The organism is Ensifer sp. D2-11 (assembly GCF_054161295.1).
The window spans coordinates 64,583-80,382 of sequence record NZ_CP096434.1; the positions used below are offsets into that span (position 1 = coordinate 64,583).

Annotated in this window: 15 protein-coding genes; 14 read left to right on the forward strand and 1 reads right to left on the reverse strand. The window is 64.1% G+C overall.

The genetic code is table 11. The annotated features are described in order from the left end of the window. Nucleotides 1-30 precede the first annotated feature (30 nt). The 9 genes from M1D34_RS17525 to M1D34_RS17565 all read left to right on the forward strand — a co-directional run bounded on the left by M1D34_RS17525 (nucleotide 31) and on the right by M1D34_RS17565 (nucleotide 8,406). The gene (locus M1D34_RS17525; RefSeq protein WP_498783222.1) at nucleotides 31-789 is read left to right on the forward strand and encodes a DUF992 domain-containing protein; all 759 of its coding nucleotides are present in this window, start codon (nucleotides 31-33) and stop codon (nucleotides 787-789) included. 148 nt (nucleotides 790-937) lie between these two features. Then, the gene (gene paaX, locus M1D34_RS17530; protein ID WP_498783224.1) at nucleotides 938-1,858 is read left to right on the forward strand and encodes a phenylacetic acid degradation operon negative regulatory protein PaaX; all 921 of its coding nucleotides are present in this window, start codon (nucleotides 938-940) and stop codon (nucleotides 1,856-1,858) included. A gap of 205 nt (nucleotides 1,859-2,063) precedes the next feature. Further along, the gene (paaA, locus tag M1D34_RS17535) at nucleotides 2,064-3,062 is read left to right on the forward strand and encodes a 1,2-phenylacetyl-CoA epoxidase subunit PaaA (protein ID WP_498783226.1); all 999 of its coding nucleotides are present in this window, start codon (nucleotides 2,064-2,066) and stop codon (nucleotides 3,060-3,062) included. Nucleotides 3,063-3,081: 19 nt separating this feature from the next. Next, nucleotides 3,082-3,366 (forward strand): 1,2-phenylacetyl-CoA epoxidase subunit PaaB, encoded by a 285-nt coding sequence (paaB, locus tag M1D34_RS17540; RefSeq protein WP_003527997.1) that lies wholly within the window; start codon nucleotides 3,082-3,084, stop codon nucleotides 3,364-3,366. Then, entirely contained in the window at nucleotides 3,366-4,151 is a 786-nt protein-coding gene (gene paaC, locus M1D34_RS17545; RefSeq protein ID WP_498783229.1) for a 1,2-phenylacetyl-CoA epoxidase subunit PaaC, read from the forward strand. The genes paaB and paaC overlap by 1 nt, the downstream gene beginning before the upstream one ends. Before the next feature lie 9 nt (nucleotides 4,152-4,160). Beyond that, nucleotides 4,161-4,685 (forward strand): 1,2-phenylacetyl-CoA epoxidase subunit PaaD, encoded by a 525-nt coding sequence (gene paaD / locus M1D34_RS17550; protein ID WP_498783231.1) that lies wholly within the window; start codon nucleotides 4,161-4,163, stop codon nucleotides 4,683-4,685. A gap of 28 nt (nucleotides 4,686-4,713) precedes the next feature. Beyond that, a complete protein-coding gene (gene paaE, locus M1D34_RS17555; RefSeq protein ID WP_498783233.1) occupies nucleotides 4,714-5,790 on the forward strand; it encodes a 1,2-phenylacetyl-CoA epoxidase subunit PaaE in 1,077 nt (358 codons plus the stop codon). A gap of 49 nt (nucleotides 5,791-5,839) precedes the next feature. After that, nucleotides 5,840-7,906, forward strand: coding sequence for a phenylacetic acid degradation bifunctional protein PaaZ (gene paaZ / locus M1D34_RS17560; protein ID WP_498783235.1), 2,067 nt, complete (start codon nucleotides 5,840-5,842; stop codon nucleotides 7,904-7,906). Further along, on the forward strand, nucleotides 7,906-8,406 hold the full coding sequence (locus M1D34_RS17565) for an acyl-CoA thioesterase (RefSeq protein ID WP_003528002.1): 501 nt from the start codon (nucleotides 7,906-7,908) through the stop codon (nucleotides 8,404-8,406). Before paaZ ends, M1D34_RS17565 begins: the two co-directional genes overlap by 1 nt. Before the next feature lie 33 nt (nucleotides 8,407-8,439). Here the strand turns inward: M1D34_RS17565 and paaG are convergent, their stop codons facing one another. Next, a complete protein-coding gene (gene paaG / locus M1D34_RS17570; protein ID WP_498783238.1) occupies nucleotides 8,440-9,231 on the reverse strand; it encodes a 2-(1,2-epoxy-1,2-dihydrophenyl)acetyl-CoA isomerase PaaG in 792 nt (263 codons plus the stop codon). Nucleotides 9,232-9,323: 92 nt separating this feature from the next. Here paaG and M1D34_RS17575 point away from each other — a divergent pair, with 92 nt between their 5' ends. From M1D34_RS17575 to M1D34_RS17595, 5 genes are all read left to right on the forward strand, one after another. Beyond that, complete coding sequence (locus tag M1D34_RS17575; RefSeq protein ID WP_498783240.1) at nucleotides 9,324-10,640, forward strand: 3-hydroxyacyl-CoA dehydrogenase family protein; 1,317 nt, start codon at nucleotides 9,324-9,326, stop codon at nucleotides 10,638-10,640. Nucleotides 10,641-10,759: 119 nt separating this feature from the next. Beyond that, complete coding sequence (gene nspC, locus M1D34_RS17580; RefSeq protein WP_498783242.1) at nucleotides 10,760-11,857, forward strand: carboxynorspermidine decarboxylase; 1,098 nt, start codon at nucleotides 10,760-10,762, stop codon at nucleotides 11,855-11,857. Between the two features lie 43 nt (nucleotides 11,858-11,900). Beyond that, nucleotides 11,901-13,142: a saccharopine dehydrogenase family protein gene (locus tag M1D34_RS17585; RefSeq protein ID WP_498783244.1), complete on the forward strand. Its 1,242-nt coding sequence runs from the start codon at nucleotides 11,901-11,903 to the stop codon at nucleotides 13,140-13,142. A 399-nt stretch (nucleotides 13,143-13,541) separates the two neighbouring features. After that, the gene (locus M1D34_RS17590) at nucleotides 13,542-14,501 is read left to right on the forward strand and encodes a LacI family DNA-binding transcriptional regulator (protein WP_498783246.1); all 960 of its coding nucleotides are present in this window, start codon (nucleotides 13,542-13,544) and stop codon (nucleotides 14,499-14,501) included. Nucleotides 14,502-14,552: 51 nt separating this feature from the next. Beyond that, on the forward strand, nucleotides 14,553-15,788 hold the full coding sequence (locus tag M1D34_RS17595; RefSeq protein WP_498783248.1) for an ABC transporter substrate-binding protein: 1,236 nt from the start codon (nucleotides 14,553-14,555) through the stop codon (nucleotides 15,786-15,788). Nucleotides 15,789-15,800: the final 12 nt, after the last annotated feature.

A 15,800-nucleotide genomic window follows, 5' to 3' on the forward strand; every position in this document is an offset into this window, starting at 1 on the left:
GCCTGTAGTCCAATAGACGTGGTCGGGGAGATGTGGGACAGCGGCTATACGGAGCGCACGCAGGCAACAGTCATGTTTTGCGACAGGCAGCGCTTTCCGAAAGTGGTTTTAGCGGCTTCAAGCCTGCTTTCGACAATGCCTGACTCAAAGGCCGTAACCCACAGTAAGGAAGCTTTAATGATTGAACGATTCCGTAACGTCCTGATCCGCGCGACAGTTGGCGGCCTCGCTTTCAGCGCTATCGCAGTGTCCGGCGCGATGGCCGAGGAGACCAAGGAGCAGGCTCAGGCCGAGTTCGTGAAGCGTGGAACGCTCTCGTGCGACGTCGCAGCAGGCATCGGTCTGGTGCTGGGTTCGTCGAAGGCGCTGGAGTGCGTTTTCGAAGCGGACGGTTTGAAGGCACCACAAAAATATACGGGTACGATCGACAAGCTGGGCCTTGATATCGGCATAACGGCGGAAAGCCAGCTGGTTTGGGCAGTTTACGCGAAGCCGAAAACCAAGCTCAAGGGTGCTCTTGCCGGCAACTATTCCGGCCTTTCCGCCGAATTCGCAGCAGGATTGGGCCTGGGGGCGAAATCCCTTGTCGGCGCGAAAAAGGAAATCGCGCTGCAGCCGCTGAAGATCGAGGGTCAGACCGGACTGAACGTCGCTGTTGGAATTGCCAGTGTTAAGTTGACGCCGGCGAAACAGACGGCACGAGCGGCTTCGCCGCATTCGTCACAGCGCCGCGCGTCTCATCGGACGCGCGGCGCTGTCGCGCTTTTATCTGCTGCCCGTTTCCTTTAGAGCGTTTCAGTGTTTCAAAGAGACACTGAAACGCTCTAAGTCTTTGAAGTTAAGCACTTCACGACGGAAAACCGCTGCACAGTTTTCCTGGAGGTGCTCTAATCGGAGACGATGAGGAACCGTGCGGCAGATCTCCAAAGGTGGTCGGATGCAGGCGAATGGCGAAAATTCGGCAGAGCAGGGCTCGAGGATCATCCGGCCAATTTTGGATGAAACGCCGCTCAGGGCCGCAAGCTTCATCGTCACCATCTACGGCGACGTGGTGGAGCCGCGCGGCGGCGCGATCTGGATCGGCAACCTGATCGAGATCTGCGCGGGCGTCGGTATCAGCGAGACGCTTGTGAGAACCGCCGTGTCCCGTCTCGTCGCCGCCGGCCAGCTCGCCGGAGAGCGGGAGGGACGGCGCAGCTTCTATCGGCTGACGGATGCCGCACGCGCGGAATTCGCCGCGGCGGCGCGGGTGATCTTCGGACCGCCGGAGGAAGCGAGCTGGCACTTCGTGCAACTGATGGGTTCGTCGGCCGAGGAGCGGATGCAGATGCTCGAGCGCTCCGGCCATGCGCGGCTGAGCCCCCGGCTCGCGGTCGGCGTGCGGCCGTTCCCGAGCGCGATCATGCCCGCCGTGGTCTTCCGTGCGGAGCCTGCCCAGGGCGCGAGCGAGTTGAAGGCCTTTGCCTCGGGCTGTTGGGACCTCGGACCTCACGCGCAGGCATACCGGCGGTTTCTCGCCTGCTTCGGCAAGCTCGCCGATCTTCCGGATACCGCTACGGCGATTGCTCCCGCCGAGTGCCTTTCTGCACGCCTCCTCATGGTACACCAGTTCCGCTTCGTGACGCTCCGCGAGCCGCGCCTTCCGGCCGAGATTCTGCCCGCTGATTGGCCAGGCGACGAAGCCCGCCGCCTGTTTGCCCGGCTGTACCGCAGCCTGTCTCCCCAGGCGGACCTGCATGTCGCGCGGAACTGCGTCACGCTTACGGGTCCGCTGCCGAAGGCGACCGGGGCGACGGAGCATCGGCTTCGAATGCTGTGCGGTGAAGCTGCGCCTGCGAAATCCGGCAACCCCGCTTAACCTGCCGCGCTCCTTCGTTCCTCATTCCTGTCACGAGTACGAAGATGGACGAAAATACCCGCCCGATCTCACTCGCTAAATGTCACAGAAAAATGTGTAAATGACGTTGAAGTGTGACATGTCCTGCGCTAAATTCTAACGGATCGTTCAAAAGGAACTGCATCGAACATCACTCCCGAACGCCTCCGGCGGAGGAGAGAGCAGCATGTATGCTCAAATGGTGAAGACGGATGCCCCTCGGGTCAAAAGCCCCGACGAAATGGACCCGCAAGAGCGCGCTTTCCAGGAGCGGATCGACGCGGGTCAGAAGATCGAGCCGAAGGAATGGATGCCCGAAGGCTACCGCAAGACGCTCATCCGCCAGATCAGCCAGCACGCCCATTCCGAGATCGTCGGCCAGCTTCCCGAAGGCAACTGGATCACCCGCGCCCCGACGCTGGAGCGCAAGGCGATCCTGCTCGCCAAGGTTCAGGACGAGGCGGGGCATGGTCTCTATCTCTATTGCGCCGCCGAGACGCTGGGGGTGAGCCGCGACGCGCTTTACGAGCAGCTCCATACCGGCAAGGCCAAGTATTCGTCGATCTTCAATTATCCGACGCTCAGCTGGGCGGATATCGGCGCCATCGGCTGGCTGGTCGACGGCGCGGCGATCATGAACCAGGTGCCGCTGCAGCGCTGCTCCTACGGCCCCTATTCGCGCGCGATGATCCGCATCTGCAAGGAGGAGAGCTTCCATCAGCGCCAGGGCTACGACATCCTGATCAAGATGATGAAGGGCACGCCTGACCAGAGGGCCATGGTGCAGGACGCACTGAACCGCTGGTGGTGGCCGTCGCTGATGATGTTCGGCCCGTCGGACGACGCCTCGGTCCACTCGGCCCAGTCGATGGCGTGGAAAATCAAGCAGAACTCCAACGACGAACTCAGACAGAAATTCGTCAACCAGACGGTCCCACAGGCCGAATATCTCGGGCTGACCGTCCCCGATCCGGATATGAAGTGGAACGAGGAAAAAGGCGGCTACGATTTCGGCGAGCCGGACTGGAACGAGTTTTTCGAAGTGATAGCCGGCAATGGCCCCTGTAATGCCGAGCGTCTCGGCGCGCGCAGGAAGGCCTGGGAGGACGGCGCCTGGTTCCGGGACGGCCTGACGGCGCATGCCGAAAAGGCCGCACGTCGCGCGCAGCCGGTCGCCGCCGAGTGAACATCGGGAGCGAGACGTTATGTCCAGCGAATGGCCCCTCTGGGAAGTCTTCATCCGCGGCCAGCACGGCCTGAACCATCGCCATGTCGGCAGCCTGCACGCGCCGGATGCCGAAATGGCGATCAATAACGCCCGCGACGTCTATACCCGCCGCAACGAGGGCGTCAGCATCTGGGTGGTGCGTTCGAGCGACATAGCGGCAAGCGCGCCCTCGGAAAAAGGCCCGTTGTTCGAGCCTGCGAATGCGAAGGTCTACCGGCACCCGACTTTCTTCGACATTCCGGATGAGGCGGGGCACATGTGATGGTTCAGGCAACCGCGATGCAGGCGGCCGTCGACAGGGCCGCTCTCTTCGACTTCCTGCTCGGCATGGGCGACAATACGTTGATCCTCGGCCATCGTCTTTCGGAATGGTGCGGCCACGCCCCGGCTCTCGAAGAGGACATCGCGCTCGCCAACACGGCACTCGACCTCATCGGCCAGACGCAGCTCTGGCTCGGCCTTGCAGGCGAGGTCGAAGGAAAGGGCCGCAGCGCGGACGATCTTGCCTATCTCCGCGACGCGCGCGACTTCCGCAATCTGCTGCTCACCGAGCGGCCAAACGGCGATTACGGCGGGACGCTGATGCGTCAGTTTCTGTTCGATGCATGGCACTATCTCGCACTGAAAGGCCTTCGCAGCTCCTGCGAGCCGCGCATCGCCGCGATCGCCGAGAAAGCGTCGAAGGAGGTGGCCTACCATCTCGAACGGAGCCGCGATCTCGTGATCCGCCTCGGTGACGGAACGGCGGAAAGTCACGCCCGTATGCAGGAGGCGCTGGTCGATATCTGGCCCTATACCGGCGAGATGTTCGTGAGCGCGGCGCACGACCTCGTCCTTGCGGCCGCCGGCGTCGCGCCGGAGCCGGAGAGCTTGAAGGCCGAATGGCATGCGCTGGCCGCTGAGACGCTTCGCGCGGCGACGCTCGAAAAACCGGAGGACCGCTATATGCACAAGGGCGGCAAGCGCGGCCTCCATACGGAGCATCTCGGCTATGTGCTCGCCGAGATGCAGTTCCTGCAGCGCGCCTATCCCGGCGCCAGCTGGTAGGAGGCTCATATGGCAACGGCGATACGCCCCTCGATCGCGGATGTATGGCATTGGCTCTCGCAAGTGCCGGATCCGGAAATTCCGGTCATCTCCGTGACCGACCTCGGCATCGTCCGCAACGTCGACTGGGATGGCGAAACGCTGGTGGTGACGGTGACGCCGACCTATTCGGGCTGTCCCGCCACGGCGGTCATCAATCTCGATATCGAGCGGCGGCTCAAGGAGAACGGCATCGAGAGTGTCAGGCTCGAACGCCAGCTCTCGCCCGCCTGGACCACCGACTGGATCAGCGCCGAGGGCCGCGAAAAGCTTGAAAGCTATGGCATTGCGGCCCCCGTCGACGGTACCGGGGCGGAGGGCAGGCTGTTGAAACGGATCGAAGGCCTCTCGGGCGGCGCGGCGCTGACGGTCTCCTGTCCCCGCTGCGGCTCCGCCCGGACCGAGAAGGTCAGCCAGTTCGGATCGACGCCCTGCAAAGCGAGCTATCGCTGCCGGGACTGTCTGGAGCCCTTCGATTATTTCAAATGCATCTGACGTAATGCGAGGCGGGAAGAACGCTCAAATGGCACGTTTTTATCCTCTTCAGGTCACCGAAGTCCGGCGCGATACGCGCGATGCCGTGGTCGTGACGCTCGAGCCGCGCGAGGAGGACCGCGCCTCCTTCGATTTCACGCAGGGGCAATATCTGACGTTCCGCCGCCTCTTCGGCGGCGAGGAGCTGCGCCGTTCGTATTCGATCTGCGCCGGTCTTGACGAAGGCGCCCTGAAGGTCGGCATCAAGCGCGTCGATGACGGCTGCTTCTCCAGCTGGGCGAATGAGGAGCTCGAGCCCGGAGACACGCTGGAAGCCATGCCGCCGATGGGCGCCTTCTTCACGCCTATCGAGCCGGAGGCCGCCAAACACTATCTCGGCTTTGCGGGCGGCAGCGGCATCACGCCGGTGCTCTCGCTCATAAAGACGGTGCTCGCGCGCGAGCCGCGGTCCGCGTTCACGCTTGTCTATGCCAACCGCCACTTCAGCTCGATCATGTTCCGCGAGGAACTGGACGACCTCAAGAATCTCTATCTGGGGCGGCTTTCCGTGCTGCACGTCCTCGAGAGCGAAGCCCAGGAGATCGACCTGTTCAGCGGGCGGCTCGACCGGGAAAAATGCACTGCCCTCTTCCGGAGCTGGATCGACGTAAGGTCGGCCGATACCGCCTTCATCTGCGGCCCGGAACCGATGATGCTTGGCGTTGCCGCAGCACTTCGCGCGCATGGCCTTGGCGACGACCGGATCAAATTCGAGCTGTTCGCCGCCTCCCAGCCCGGACGCGCCCGGCGCAAGGTCGAAAGCGCCGCCGGCGCCGATAGCCGGGCGCGTTGCGAGGCGACCGTCACACTCGACGGCGCCACGCGCAGCTTCACCTTTCCGAAAGAGGGGCTGAGCCTCCTCGAAGCGGCGCTCGAAAACAGGATGGACGCGCCATTCGCCTGCAAGGCGGGGGTCTGCTCCTCGTGCCGCGCCAAGGTGCTGGAAGGCGAGGTGGAGATGGAGAGCAACAACGCGCTCGAGGACTACGAGGTGGAGCAGGGCTATGTGCTGACCTGCCAATCCTATCCGCTCAGCGACCGGATCGTCGTCAGCTACGATCAGTGACCGCGATGCCGAGCCGACGCTGAGTCTGAACTGACGGGAGGACCATCCGATGAACGTAGTGGCGGACCGGCCGCGCCGGCTCGAAAGCTATATCGCCGGCGCCTGGATGCGCGGATCGAAGGACGGCGTGACCCTTTGCGACGCTGCGACCGGCGCGCCGGTGGCGCTCGTCGATTCCAGCGGCATCGATTTCGCTGCTGCGCTTGCCTATGGACGCGAAAAGGGCGGGCCGGCGCTCCGCCGCATGTCGTTCCACGAGCGGGCGATGATGCTGAAGGCGCTTGCCCAGGCACTGATGGAGAGCAAGGAGGAATTCTATGCGCTGTCCACCGCCACCGGCGCCACGCGCCCGGACAGCTGGATCGATATCGAAGGCGGCATCGGCACGCTTTTCTCCTATGCCTCGAAGGGCAGGCGGGAACTACCGAATAGCCATGTGCTCCTGGACGGCGACGTCGAGGCGCTGTCGCGCGATGGCACCTTTTCCGCCCAGCATATCCTGACGCCGCTTCAAGGCATCGCGGTGCACATCAATGCCTTCAACTTTCCCTGCTGGGGCATGCTCGAAAAGCTCGCGCCGGCGCTGCTGGCGGGGATGCCTGCGATCGTCAAGCCTGCGAGCCAGACCGCCTATCTCGCCGAGCTGGTGGTGCGGCGGATCGTCGACACCGGTTTGCTTCCGGACGGGGCGCTCCAGCTCGTCTGCGGCTCCCCGGGCGATCTCCTGGATCATGTCGGCGACCAGGACGTGGTGACCTTCACCGGCTCGGCCACGACCGGGCGCAAGCTCAAGACCCATCCCGCGATCGTCGGCAATTCGGTGCGCTTCACCATGGAGGCCGACAGCCTCAATGCGGCCGTTCTCGGGCTCGATGCGGTCCCTGGAGCGGAGGAGTTCGATCTTTTCGTCCGCGAGGTCGCCCGCGAGATGACGTCGAAGGCCGGGCAGAAGTGCACGGCCATCCGCCGGGTGATCGTGCCGCGCGCCCATTGCGACGCGCTGATCACCGCTCTCGGCGAGCGGCTTGCCAAGGTTCCGCTCGGCGATCCCGCCGACGAGAACGTGCGGATGGGGCCGCTCGCAAGCCTCGATCAGCGCGAAGAGGTGAGGGCGCGCATCCTCGATCTCACCACGGATGCAGAGATCGTTGCGGGCGATCCGGCAAGACCGCAGCTTGTCTCCGGCGATGCGGGGGCGGGGGCTTTCCTCAATCCCGTTCTTCTCTATTGCGATAGTCCCGACGCAGCGCGGTCGGTTCACGACGTCGAGGCCTTCGGCCCCGTGAGCACGGTCATGCCCTATGATACGGCGGAAGAGGCGGTTGAACTCGTCCGGCGCGGAAGGGGGAGCCTCGTCACCTCCGTCTTCACCAATGATCCCGATATTGCGCGGGAGCTGGTGATCGGCATGGCGCCGTTCCACGGCCGCGTGATGATCGGCAATCGCCTGAGCGCGAAATCTTCGACCGGGCACGGCTCGCCTTTGCCGGGTCTCGTCCATGGCGGCCCCGGCCGGGCCGGCGGCGGCGAAGAACTGGGCGGCATGCGGGGCGTCAGGCACTACATGCAGCGCACGGCCGTCCAGGGGGCGCCGGGCCTTGTCGCTGCAGTCACCGGCCGCTGGATGGAGGGTGCGCCGGCGCGAGCTGGGACCGAGCACCCCTTCCGCAAGTTGCTCGCCGAGCTGCGGGTCGGCGACCAGATCGTCACGGCAACGCGCACCGTTACGCTCGAAGACATCGAGCATTTCGCCGAGTTCACCGGCGATACGTTCTATGCGCATATGGACGAGGAGGCCGCCCGCGCCAATCCGTTCTTCGACGGCCGGGTCGCGCATGGCTATCTCGTCGTCTCCCTGGCCGCCGGTCTCTTCGTCGATCCCGCCCCGGGGCCGGTGCTCGCAAACTACGGCGTCGACGGGCTGCGGTTCCTGACGCCCGTCTATCCCGGCGACACGCTTCAGGTCCGGCTCACCTGCAAGGAGATCAGTGCGCGAATAAACTCCGACTATGGGGAGGTGCGATGGGACTGCCGCGTCACCAACCAGACTGGCGCAACCGTCGCCCAATATGATGTATTGACGATGGTGGCGAAGACCGAAAGCGGGGAAGAATGATGACGGAGCAGGAGACGCGGCATCTGGTGATGACCGTCCTGATGACGCCGGACATGGCGAATTTCAGCGGCAAGGTGCATGGCGGAGCGCTTTTGAACCTGCTCGACCGGGTGGCCTTCTCCTGCGCGTCCCGCTTTTCCAAGCAATATGCGGTGACGCTCTCAGTCGACCAGGTGATCTTCAAGGAGCCGATCCATGTCGGCGAACTCGTCACCTTCCGCGCGGCCATCAACTATGCCGGCCGCACCTCGATGGAGGTCGGAATAAGGGTGGAGGCGGAAAACATCCGGGCGGGCACGCGGCGGCACACCAATTCCTGCTATTTCACGATGGTCGCCGTCGACGATGCGGGCCGGCCCGTCACGGTTCCGGAGTACCACCCGGAGACGGCAACCGAAAAACGCCGCCACCAGGCGGCCGAGCTGCGCCGCACGCTTCGGCGGGAATTCGCCCATCGGCTGAAGACGGTCGCCGAAACGGGGCGGGATGTTGGGGAGTAGGACTGCTCGTCTGGCTCCGACACCGACCCCTCGTCACCGACCCCTGAATTCCGGCTTGCGCTTGTCGAGGAAGGCTGTCACGCCCTCTGCATAGTCGGCGCTGCGGCCTGCTTCGCGCTGCAGGTCGCGTTCGAGGTCGAGCTGTTCGTCGAAGGAATGGGTGGCGGCGGTCTGGATCGCGCGCTTGGTCAGACCGAGCCCCCTGGTCGGCCCGGCAGCGAGCCGAACGGCGAGCGCGGAGGCCTCGTCCATCAGCGCCGCGTCGTCGACGGCGCGCCAGATCAGGCCCCAGCTCGCTGCCGTCTCCGCGTCCAGCGGTTCGGCCGTCATCGCCAGCGCCTTGGCGCGCGCTTCGCCGACGAGCCGCGGCAGGCTCCAGGTTCCGCCGGAATCGGGTACCAGTCCGATTTTCGCGAAGGCCTGGATGAAGCGGGCGGAGCGGGCGGCAAGCGTGATGTCGCAGGCAAACGCGATGTTGGCGCCGGCCCCCGCGGCAACTCCGTTGACGGCGCAGACGACCGGTTTCTCCAGGCTTCGGATCAGCCTCAGGAGCGGATTGTAGAAGGTTTCGATCGTGTGGCCGAGGTCCGGTGCGCCGCCCTTGCGGGGATCGCGGTCGCCGAGATCCTGGCCCGCGGAAAAGCCGCGCCCCGCTCCCGTCAGCATCACGGCACGCACATCGTCGTCAGAACGGGCGCGCTCGAAGCCGGCGCGCAGTGCGAGATGCATTTCCTCGTTGAAGGCGTTGAGCTTGTCGGGCCGGTTGAGCGTCAGGCGCAAGACGCCGGCCTCAAGCGCCGACAGTACGGTGTCGGAATCGGACATGTTTCCTCCCTGCACCCTCTGGTTCCCGCCCATAAAAGCCTTGCATGGACCGATCGGCCGGTCAATCATGCCCCGCACGGAGGACGAGCATCGTGCCCCTCAGCATCGTGCATAGAGGCGGGATCGCCGTCGTCGCCACCGGCAATCCCCTGCGCTACGTTTTTCACGCCGAGCGCGCCGCACGGCGCCCACCGGCGCTTGCCGGCATCGAGCCGCACCCGATCCGTTCGGCGGCGGTGATCGGCGGCGGCACCATGGGAACCGGCATCGCCGCGGCGCTGCTTCACGCCGGTCTTCCGCTCGTCCTGGTCGAGCGTGACGAGGCGGCGGTGGAACGGGCGCTTGCCAGGCTGCGCACAATCTTCGACGGGGCGGTGAAACGCGGGCGCATCTCCGCCGGGCTTGCGGCCGAGCGCCTTGCAGGCGTCACGGGCTCGACGGATTATACAGCGATCGCGGAGGCGGATCTGATCATCGAGGCGGTCTTCGAGGATCTGGACGTGAAGCGCGATGTCTTTCGAAGGCTCGCCGCCGTCTGTCGCGCTGACGCCATTCTCGCGACGAACACATCCTATCTCGATCCCGAACGGATCGCCGCGGACATCGGGAGCCGGGAGCGGTTTCTCGGGCTGCATTTCTTCAGCCCGGCGCAGGTGATGAAGCTTCTCGAAATCGTGCCCACGCAAGCGACGGCGCCCGACGTGTTGGCGACCGGTTTCGCGCTGGCGCGGATGCTCAACAAAATCCCCGTACGCGCGGGTATCTCGGACGGTTTCATCGGCAACCGGATTCTCAAGGTGACGCGGGCCCAGGCCGAGCGGCTGCTGCTCAGCGGCGCGACACCGGCCGCCGTCGATGCCGCCATGCGCGCCTTCGGGCTGCCGATGGGACCATTCGAGGCGCAAGACCTCGGCGGGCTGGATATCGCCGCCTTCCAGCGCCGTGCCGCCCGTGCCCGCGGCGAGACGACTTTTGCGCCGGTTGCCGATCGCCTCTCGGCGATCGAGCGCTTCGGGCAGAAGAGCGGCGGCGGCTGGTACGACTACGCGCCGGGCGACCGCACGCCACGGCCCTCCGCGACGGTCGCCCGCATCATCGCGGAGGAGGCTCGGGGCTGGCCCCGGCGCGATTGGGACGAGGCGTCCATCGTCGGCTGCATCCTCTGGCCGATGGTGAACGAGGCTGCGCGGATTCTCGAAGACGGAACGGCTCTGAGGGCTTCCGATATCGATCTCGTGGAGATCCACGGCTACGGCTTTCCGCGCTGGCGGGGCGGGCTGATGCATCATGCCGAGGCGCACGGCCTTCACAAGGTCGCGGGGGCGCTGAGTGGGCTTGCGGAGGCGGGGCTCGCCGATCCCCCTTGCGACCCGCTGCTCCGGGCTGCCTCGCGAGGCAGCTTCCTTTGACGGGCGCCCCCCGGGGCCACGGGGCGGGCATTTTGTCTCGGCAGGCCGAGCCGGGTTGCGCAAACAGTCACGTTTTCCTAGGAGGACCGTTTCGGATTTAAGAACAGACAGGTCCTGCCTTGATCGAGACCCCATACTACCTCATCGACAAAGCCAAGCTTACCCGCAACATGGAAAGGATCGCCCATGTGCGCGAGAAATCCGGCGCCAAGGCTTTGCTGGCGCTGAAGTGCTTCGCCACCTGGTCGGTTTTCGACCTCATGCGCGACTATATGGACGGCACCACGTCGTCCTCGCTCTTCGAGGTGAGGCTCGGCCGCGAGCGGTTCGGCAAGGAAACCCATGCCTATAGTGTCGCCTATGGTGACAACGAGATCGACGAAGTGGTCTCTCACGCCGACAAGATCATCTTCAACTCGATCTCGCAGTTGGAGCGTTTTGCCGACAAGGCGGCGGGCATCGCGCGCGGACTGCGGCTCAACCCTCAGGTGAGTACCTCGAGCTTCGATCTCGCCGATCCCGCGCGTCCCTTCAGCCGCCTCGGCGAGTGGGACGTGGCGAAGGTCGAGCGCGTCATGGACCGGATCAACGGCTTCATGATCCACAACAATTGCGAGAACAAGGATTTCGGCCTCTTCGACCGGATGCTCGGCGAGATCGAGGAAAGGTTCGGCGCGCTCATCGCCCGCGTCGATTGGGTCAGCCTCGGCGGCGGCATCCACTTCACCGGGGACGACTATCCGGTCGACGCCTTTTCGGCGCGCCTCAGGGCATTTTCCGACCGCTACGGCGTTCAGGTCTATCTGGAGCCGGGCGAAGCTTCGATCACGAAGAGCACGACGCTGGAAGTGACGGTGCTCGACACGCTCTACAACGGCAAGAATCTCGCCATCGTCGACAGTTCGATCGAGGCGCACATGCTGGACTTGTTGATCTATCGCGAGACCGCCAAGGTTTTGCCGAACGAGGGGCCGCATAGCTACATGATCTGCGGCAAGTCCTGCCTCGCCGGCGACGTCTTCGGCGAGTTCCGCTTCGCCGAAGAGCTTAAGGTCGGCGACCGCATCTCGTTTCAGGACGCCGCCGGTTACACGATGGTCAAGAAGAACTGGTTCAACGGCGTGAAGATGCCGGCGATCGCCATCAGGGAACTTGACGGAAGCGTCAGGACCGTCCGCGAATTCACCTACGCGGACTACGAGCAGAGCCTCTCCTGAGGCTTCACGCAAGCAAGACGGGTAGAAGGAGATATTCCCCGAAATGAAAAAGAACGTTCTCATCATCGGCGCCGGTGGCGTGGCACAGGTCGTGGCGCACAAATGCGCCCAGAACAGCGATGTATTGGGAGATATTCATATTGCCTCACGCACGGTCGACAAGTGCCGCAAGATCGTCGAGTCCGTACGTGAAAAGAAGAGCCTGAAGACCGAGGTGAAGCTGGAGGCGCATGCGCTCGACGCGCTCGACGTCGAGGCGGCGAAGGCGCTGATCGTCAGCACCGGCTCTCAGATCGTGATCAATGTCGGCTCCCCCTTCGTCAACATGTCGGTGCTGCGCGCCTGCATGGACACGGGTGTGGCCTATATGGACACGGCGATCCATGAGGAGCCGAACAAGATCTGCGAAACGCCGCCGTGGTACGGGAACTATGAATGGAAGCGCGCCGCCGAGTGCAAGGAGAAGGGCATCACCGCCATTCTCGGCGTCGGCTTCGACCCGGGCGTGGTCAATGCCTATGCCCGCCTCGCGAAGGACGAATATTTCGACAAGATCACGGATGTCGACATCGTCGATATCAATGCCGGCAACCACGGCAAGTATTTCGCCACCAATTTCGATCCGGAGATCAACTTCCGCGAATTTACCGGCGTGGTCTATTCCTGGCAGAAGGGTGCCTGGCAGACGAACCGGATGTTCGAGGTCGGCAAGGAGTTCGACCTGCCCGTCGTGGGCAAGCGCCAGGCCTATATGACCGGCCATGACGAGGTTCACTCGCTGTCGAAGAACATGGACGGGGCCGATGTGCGCTTCTGGATGGGGTTCGGCGACCATTACATCAACGTCTTCACGGTTCTGAAGAACCTGGGCCTCCTGTCCGAGCAGCCGGTCAAGACCGCCGAGGGCCTCGAAGTCGTGCCGCTGAAGGTGGTGAAGGCGGTCCTGCCTGACCCGGCGTCGCTCGCGCCCGGCTACGAGGGCAAGACCTGCATCGGCGATTTCGTCAAGGGCCTCAAGGACGGCCGGGAACGCGAGGTGTTCATCTACAACGTCGCCGACCACAGGCAAGCCTATGAAGAAGTGGGCTCGCAGGGCATCTCCTACACGGCCGGCGTTCCGCCGGTGGCGGCCGCCATGCTGATCGCCAGCGGCGAGTGGGACGTCAGGCAGATGGCGAATGTGGAAGAACTGCCCCCGCGGCCGTTCCTCGATATCCTCAACCGGATCGGCCTGCCGACCCGCATCAAGGATGAACAGGGCGATCGGCCGCTCAGCTTCTCCTGACGAGCGGGACGAGGAAAAGTATGTGTGGTTTTCCGCCCGCATCCCGCTCTAACTAAAATCATTGTGATCTGAAGCTTAAACGCCAGCACCCCCCTCATCCGGCCTGCCGGCCACCTTCTCCCCGCAGGCGGGGCGAAGGGGACTCGCGGCAGCGTCGTACTCGTCCCCTCTCCCCGCGCGCGGGGAGAGGGTTAGGGTGAGGGGCAAGCTGCTGCCACCTTCGTCGTCCACACCACTCGCGAAAAATCATACTTATTTGCTGAGAAAACCTTTTCTCAGCTTGACTCGCGCATTGAGAAAAGGTTTTCTCATTGTGACTCTCGGGAGGAGGCGAAACTGAACTCACAGCGCAGCAAGGGGCATCGGGTCACCATTCACGATCTGGCGAGGGTCGCCGGCGTGAGCGTTTCGACTGTTTCGAAGGCTCTCAACGACAATGGTCGCATGGCTGCCGACACGCGCGAGCGGATCAAGAATCTCGCGGCGGAGATCGGCTTCCGGCCGAACGCGCTGGCGCGGGGGCTCTTGAGCAACCGCAGTTTCACCGTAGGCCTTCTGACGAACGACACCTATGGGCGCTTCACGCTGCCGGTCATGGCCGGGGTTTCGGAAGCACTGGTGGATCATGGAGTATCGGTCTTCCTGTGCGCCATAGAGGACGACCCGGCGCTTGGGAAAATTCATGTCGACGCCATGCTGGACAAGCAGGTGGACGGCATCATCGCGACAGGCAAGCGGGTCGACAGGTCTCTCCCGGTCGATCTCGCCGGCCTGCCGGTGCCGGTCGTCTATGCTTTCACCAAGGGCGAGCCCGGCAGCGTGACGCTGACCTCGGACGACGGTCACGGTGCGAGGCTGGCGGCGGAGCGGCTGAAGAAGATGGGCCGCAAGCGGCTGTTGCACATCACGGGCCCGCTGGAATTCACCTCCGCGGTCGAGCGCGCCGAGGCATTTCGGGCTGTTGCGAGCGGTGAGGCGCCGGTCCTGCATGGAGTCTGGTCGGAGGCCTGGGGTCACGAGGCGATCGGCCGCATCTGGAATGCGGGCGGCGAAAGGCCCGACGGCATCTTCTGCGGCAACGACCAGATCGCCCGGGGCGTGGTCGATGCGCTGCGCGAACGCGGCGTGAGGGTGCCGGAGGATGTCTCCGTCATCGGTTTCGACAATTGGGAGATCATGGCGGCGCAGACGCGGCCGCCGCTGACGACCGTCGACATGAACCTGAAGGAGCTTGGGCGGGAGGCCGGGCTGATGGTGCTCGCGCTTGCGGAGGGCCGGACGATCGAGCCCGGCCTGCGCAAGCTGCCCTGCAGGCTTGTCGTACGGGACTCCTGCGAAGGCGGGGGACGACAGAACTGATTGAGGAGATGGGTTCACCCGAGGTGGCCCCGCATTTGGGAGGAATGCGAAATGTTCAAGAAACTGATGGCAGCGACGGCCCTCATATCGGCCAGCATGATTTCGGCCGCTTCGGCCGAGACGATCAGCATGTGGGTCCGCTCGGGTATCGGCGACTCGTTCAAGGAAGTCGTCAAGGCCTACAATGCAGGTCACGAGAACAAGGTGGAGCTCACCGAAGTGCCTTTTGCCGAGCTCGTGCAGAAATATGCCACTGCGATCGCCGGCGGCCAGGCGCCAGACGCGCTTTCGCTCGACCTGATCTACACGCCGGCTTTCGCCGCCGCCGGTCAGTTGGAAGACCTCACCGACTGGGCGAAGGCGCTGCCCTACTTCAATTCGCTCTCGCCCTCGCATGTGAAGCTCGGCACCTATGAGGACAAGATCTACGGCCTGCCGCTCACGGTCGAGACCTCGATCTTCGCCTGGAACAAGGACCTCTACGAAAAGGCCGGCCTCGACCCCGAAAAGGCGCCGAAGACCTGGGAGGAGATCACCGCCAATGCCGAGAAAATCCGCGCGCTCGGCGGCGACACCTACGGCTTCTACTTCTCCGGCGGCGGCTGCGGCGGCTGCATGATCTTCACCTTCACGCCGCTGACCTGGGGCGCGGGCGCCGACATCCTTTCGGCCGACGGCAAGACCGCGACGCTCGATACGCCGCAGATGCGCAAGGCCGTCGACATTTACCGCAACATGGTCGAGAAGGACCTCGTTCCTGCGGGTGCCGCGAGCGACAACGGCGTGAATTTCCTCAGCTTCACCAATGGCAAGATCGGCCAGCAGAGCCTCGGCGCCTTCGCCATAGGCACGCTGGTGACGCAGCATCCGGAGATCGATTTCGGTGTGACGCTGATCCCCGGCGTCGACGGCAAGCCGTCCTCCTTTGCCGGCGGCGACAACTTCGTCGTCACCAAGGGAACGCCGAAGCTCGAAGAGGTCAAGGAATTCCTCGAATACACCTATTCGCCGGAGGGCCAGAAGATCATGGCGAGATTCGGCAGCCTGCCCACCCGCGGCGACATCGCCAATGAGGTGCTCGAGGGCCTCGACCCGCGCCTGAAGGTCGGCATGGAGGCGATCGCCGTCGCCCAGACGCCTTATACGCTGCAGTTCAACGACCTGATCAACAGCGCCAACGGGCCGTGGGCGACCTTCACCAATGCCGCGATCTACGGCGACGACGTCGACGGTGCGTTCTCGAACGCACAAGACGAGATGCAGTCGATCATCGACGCGGGGCAGTGAGGCTGGCACGAA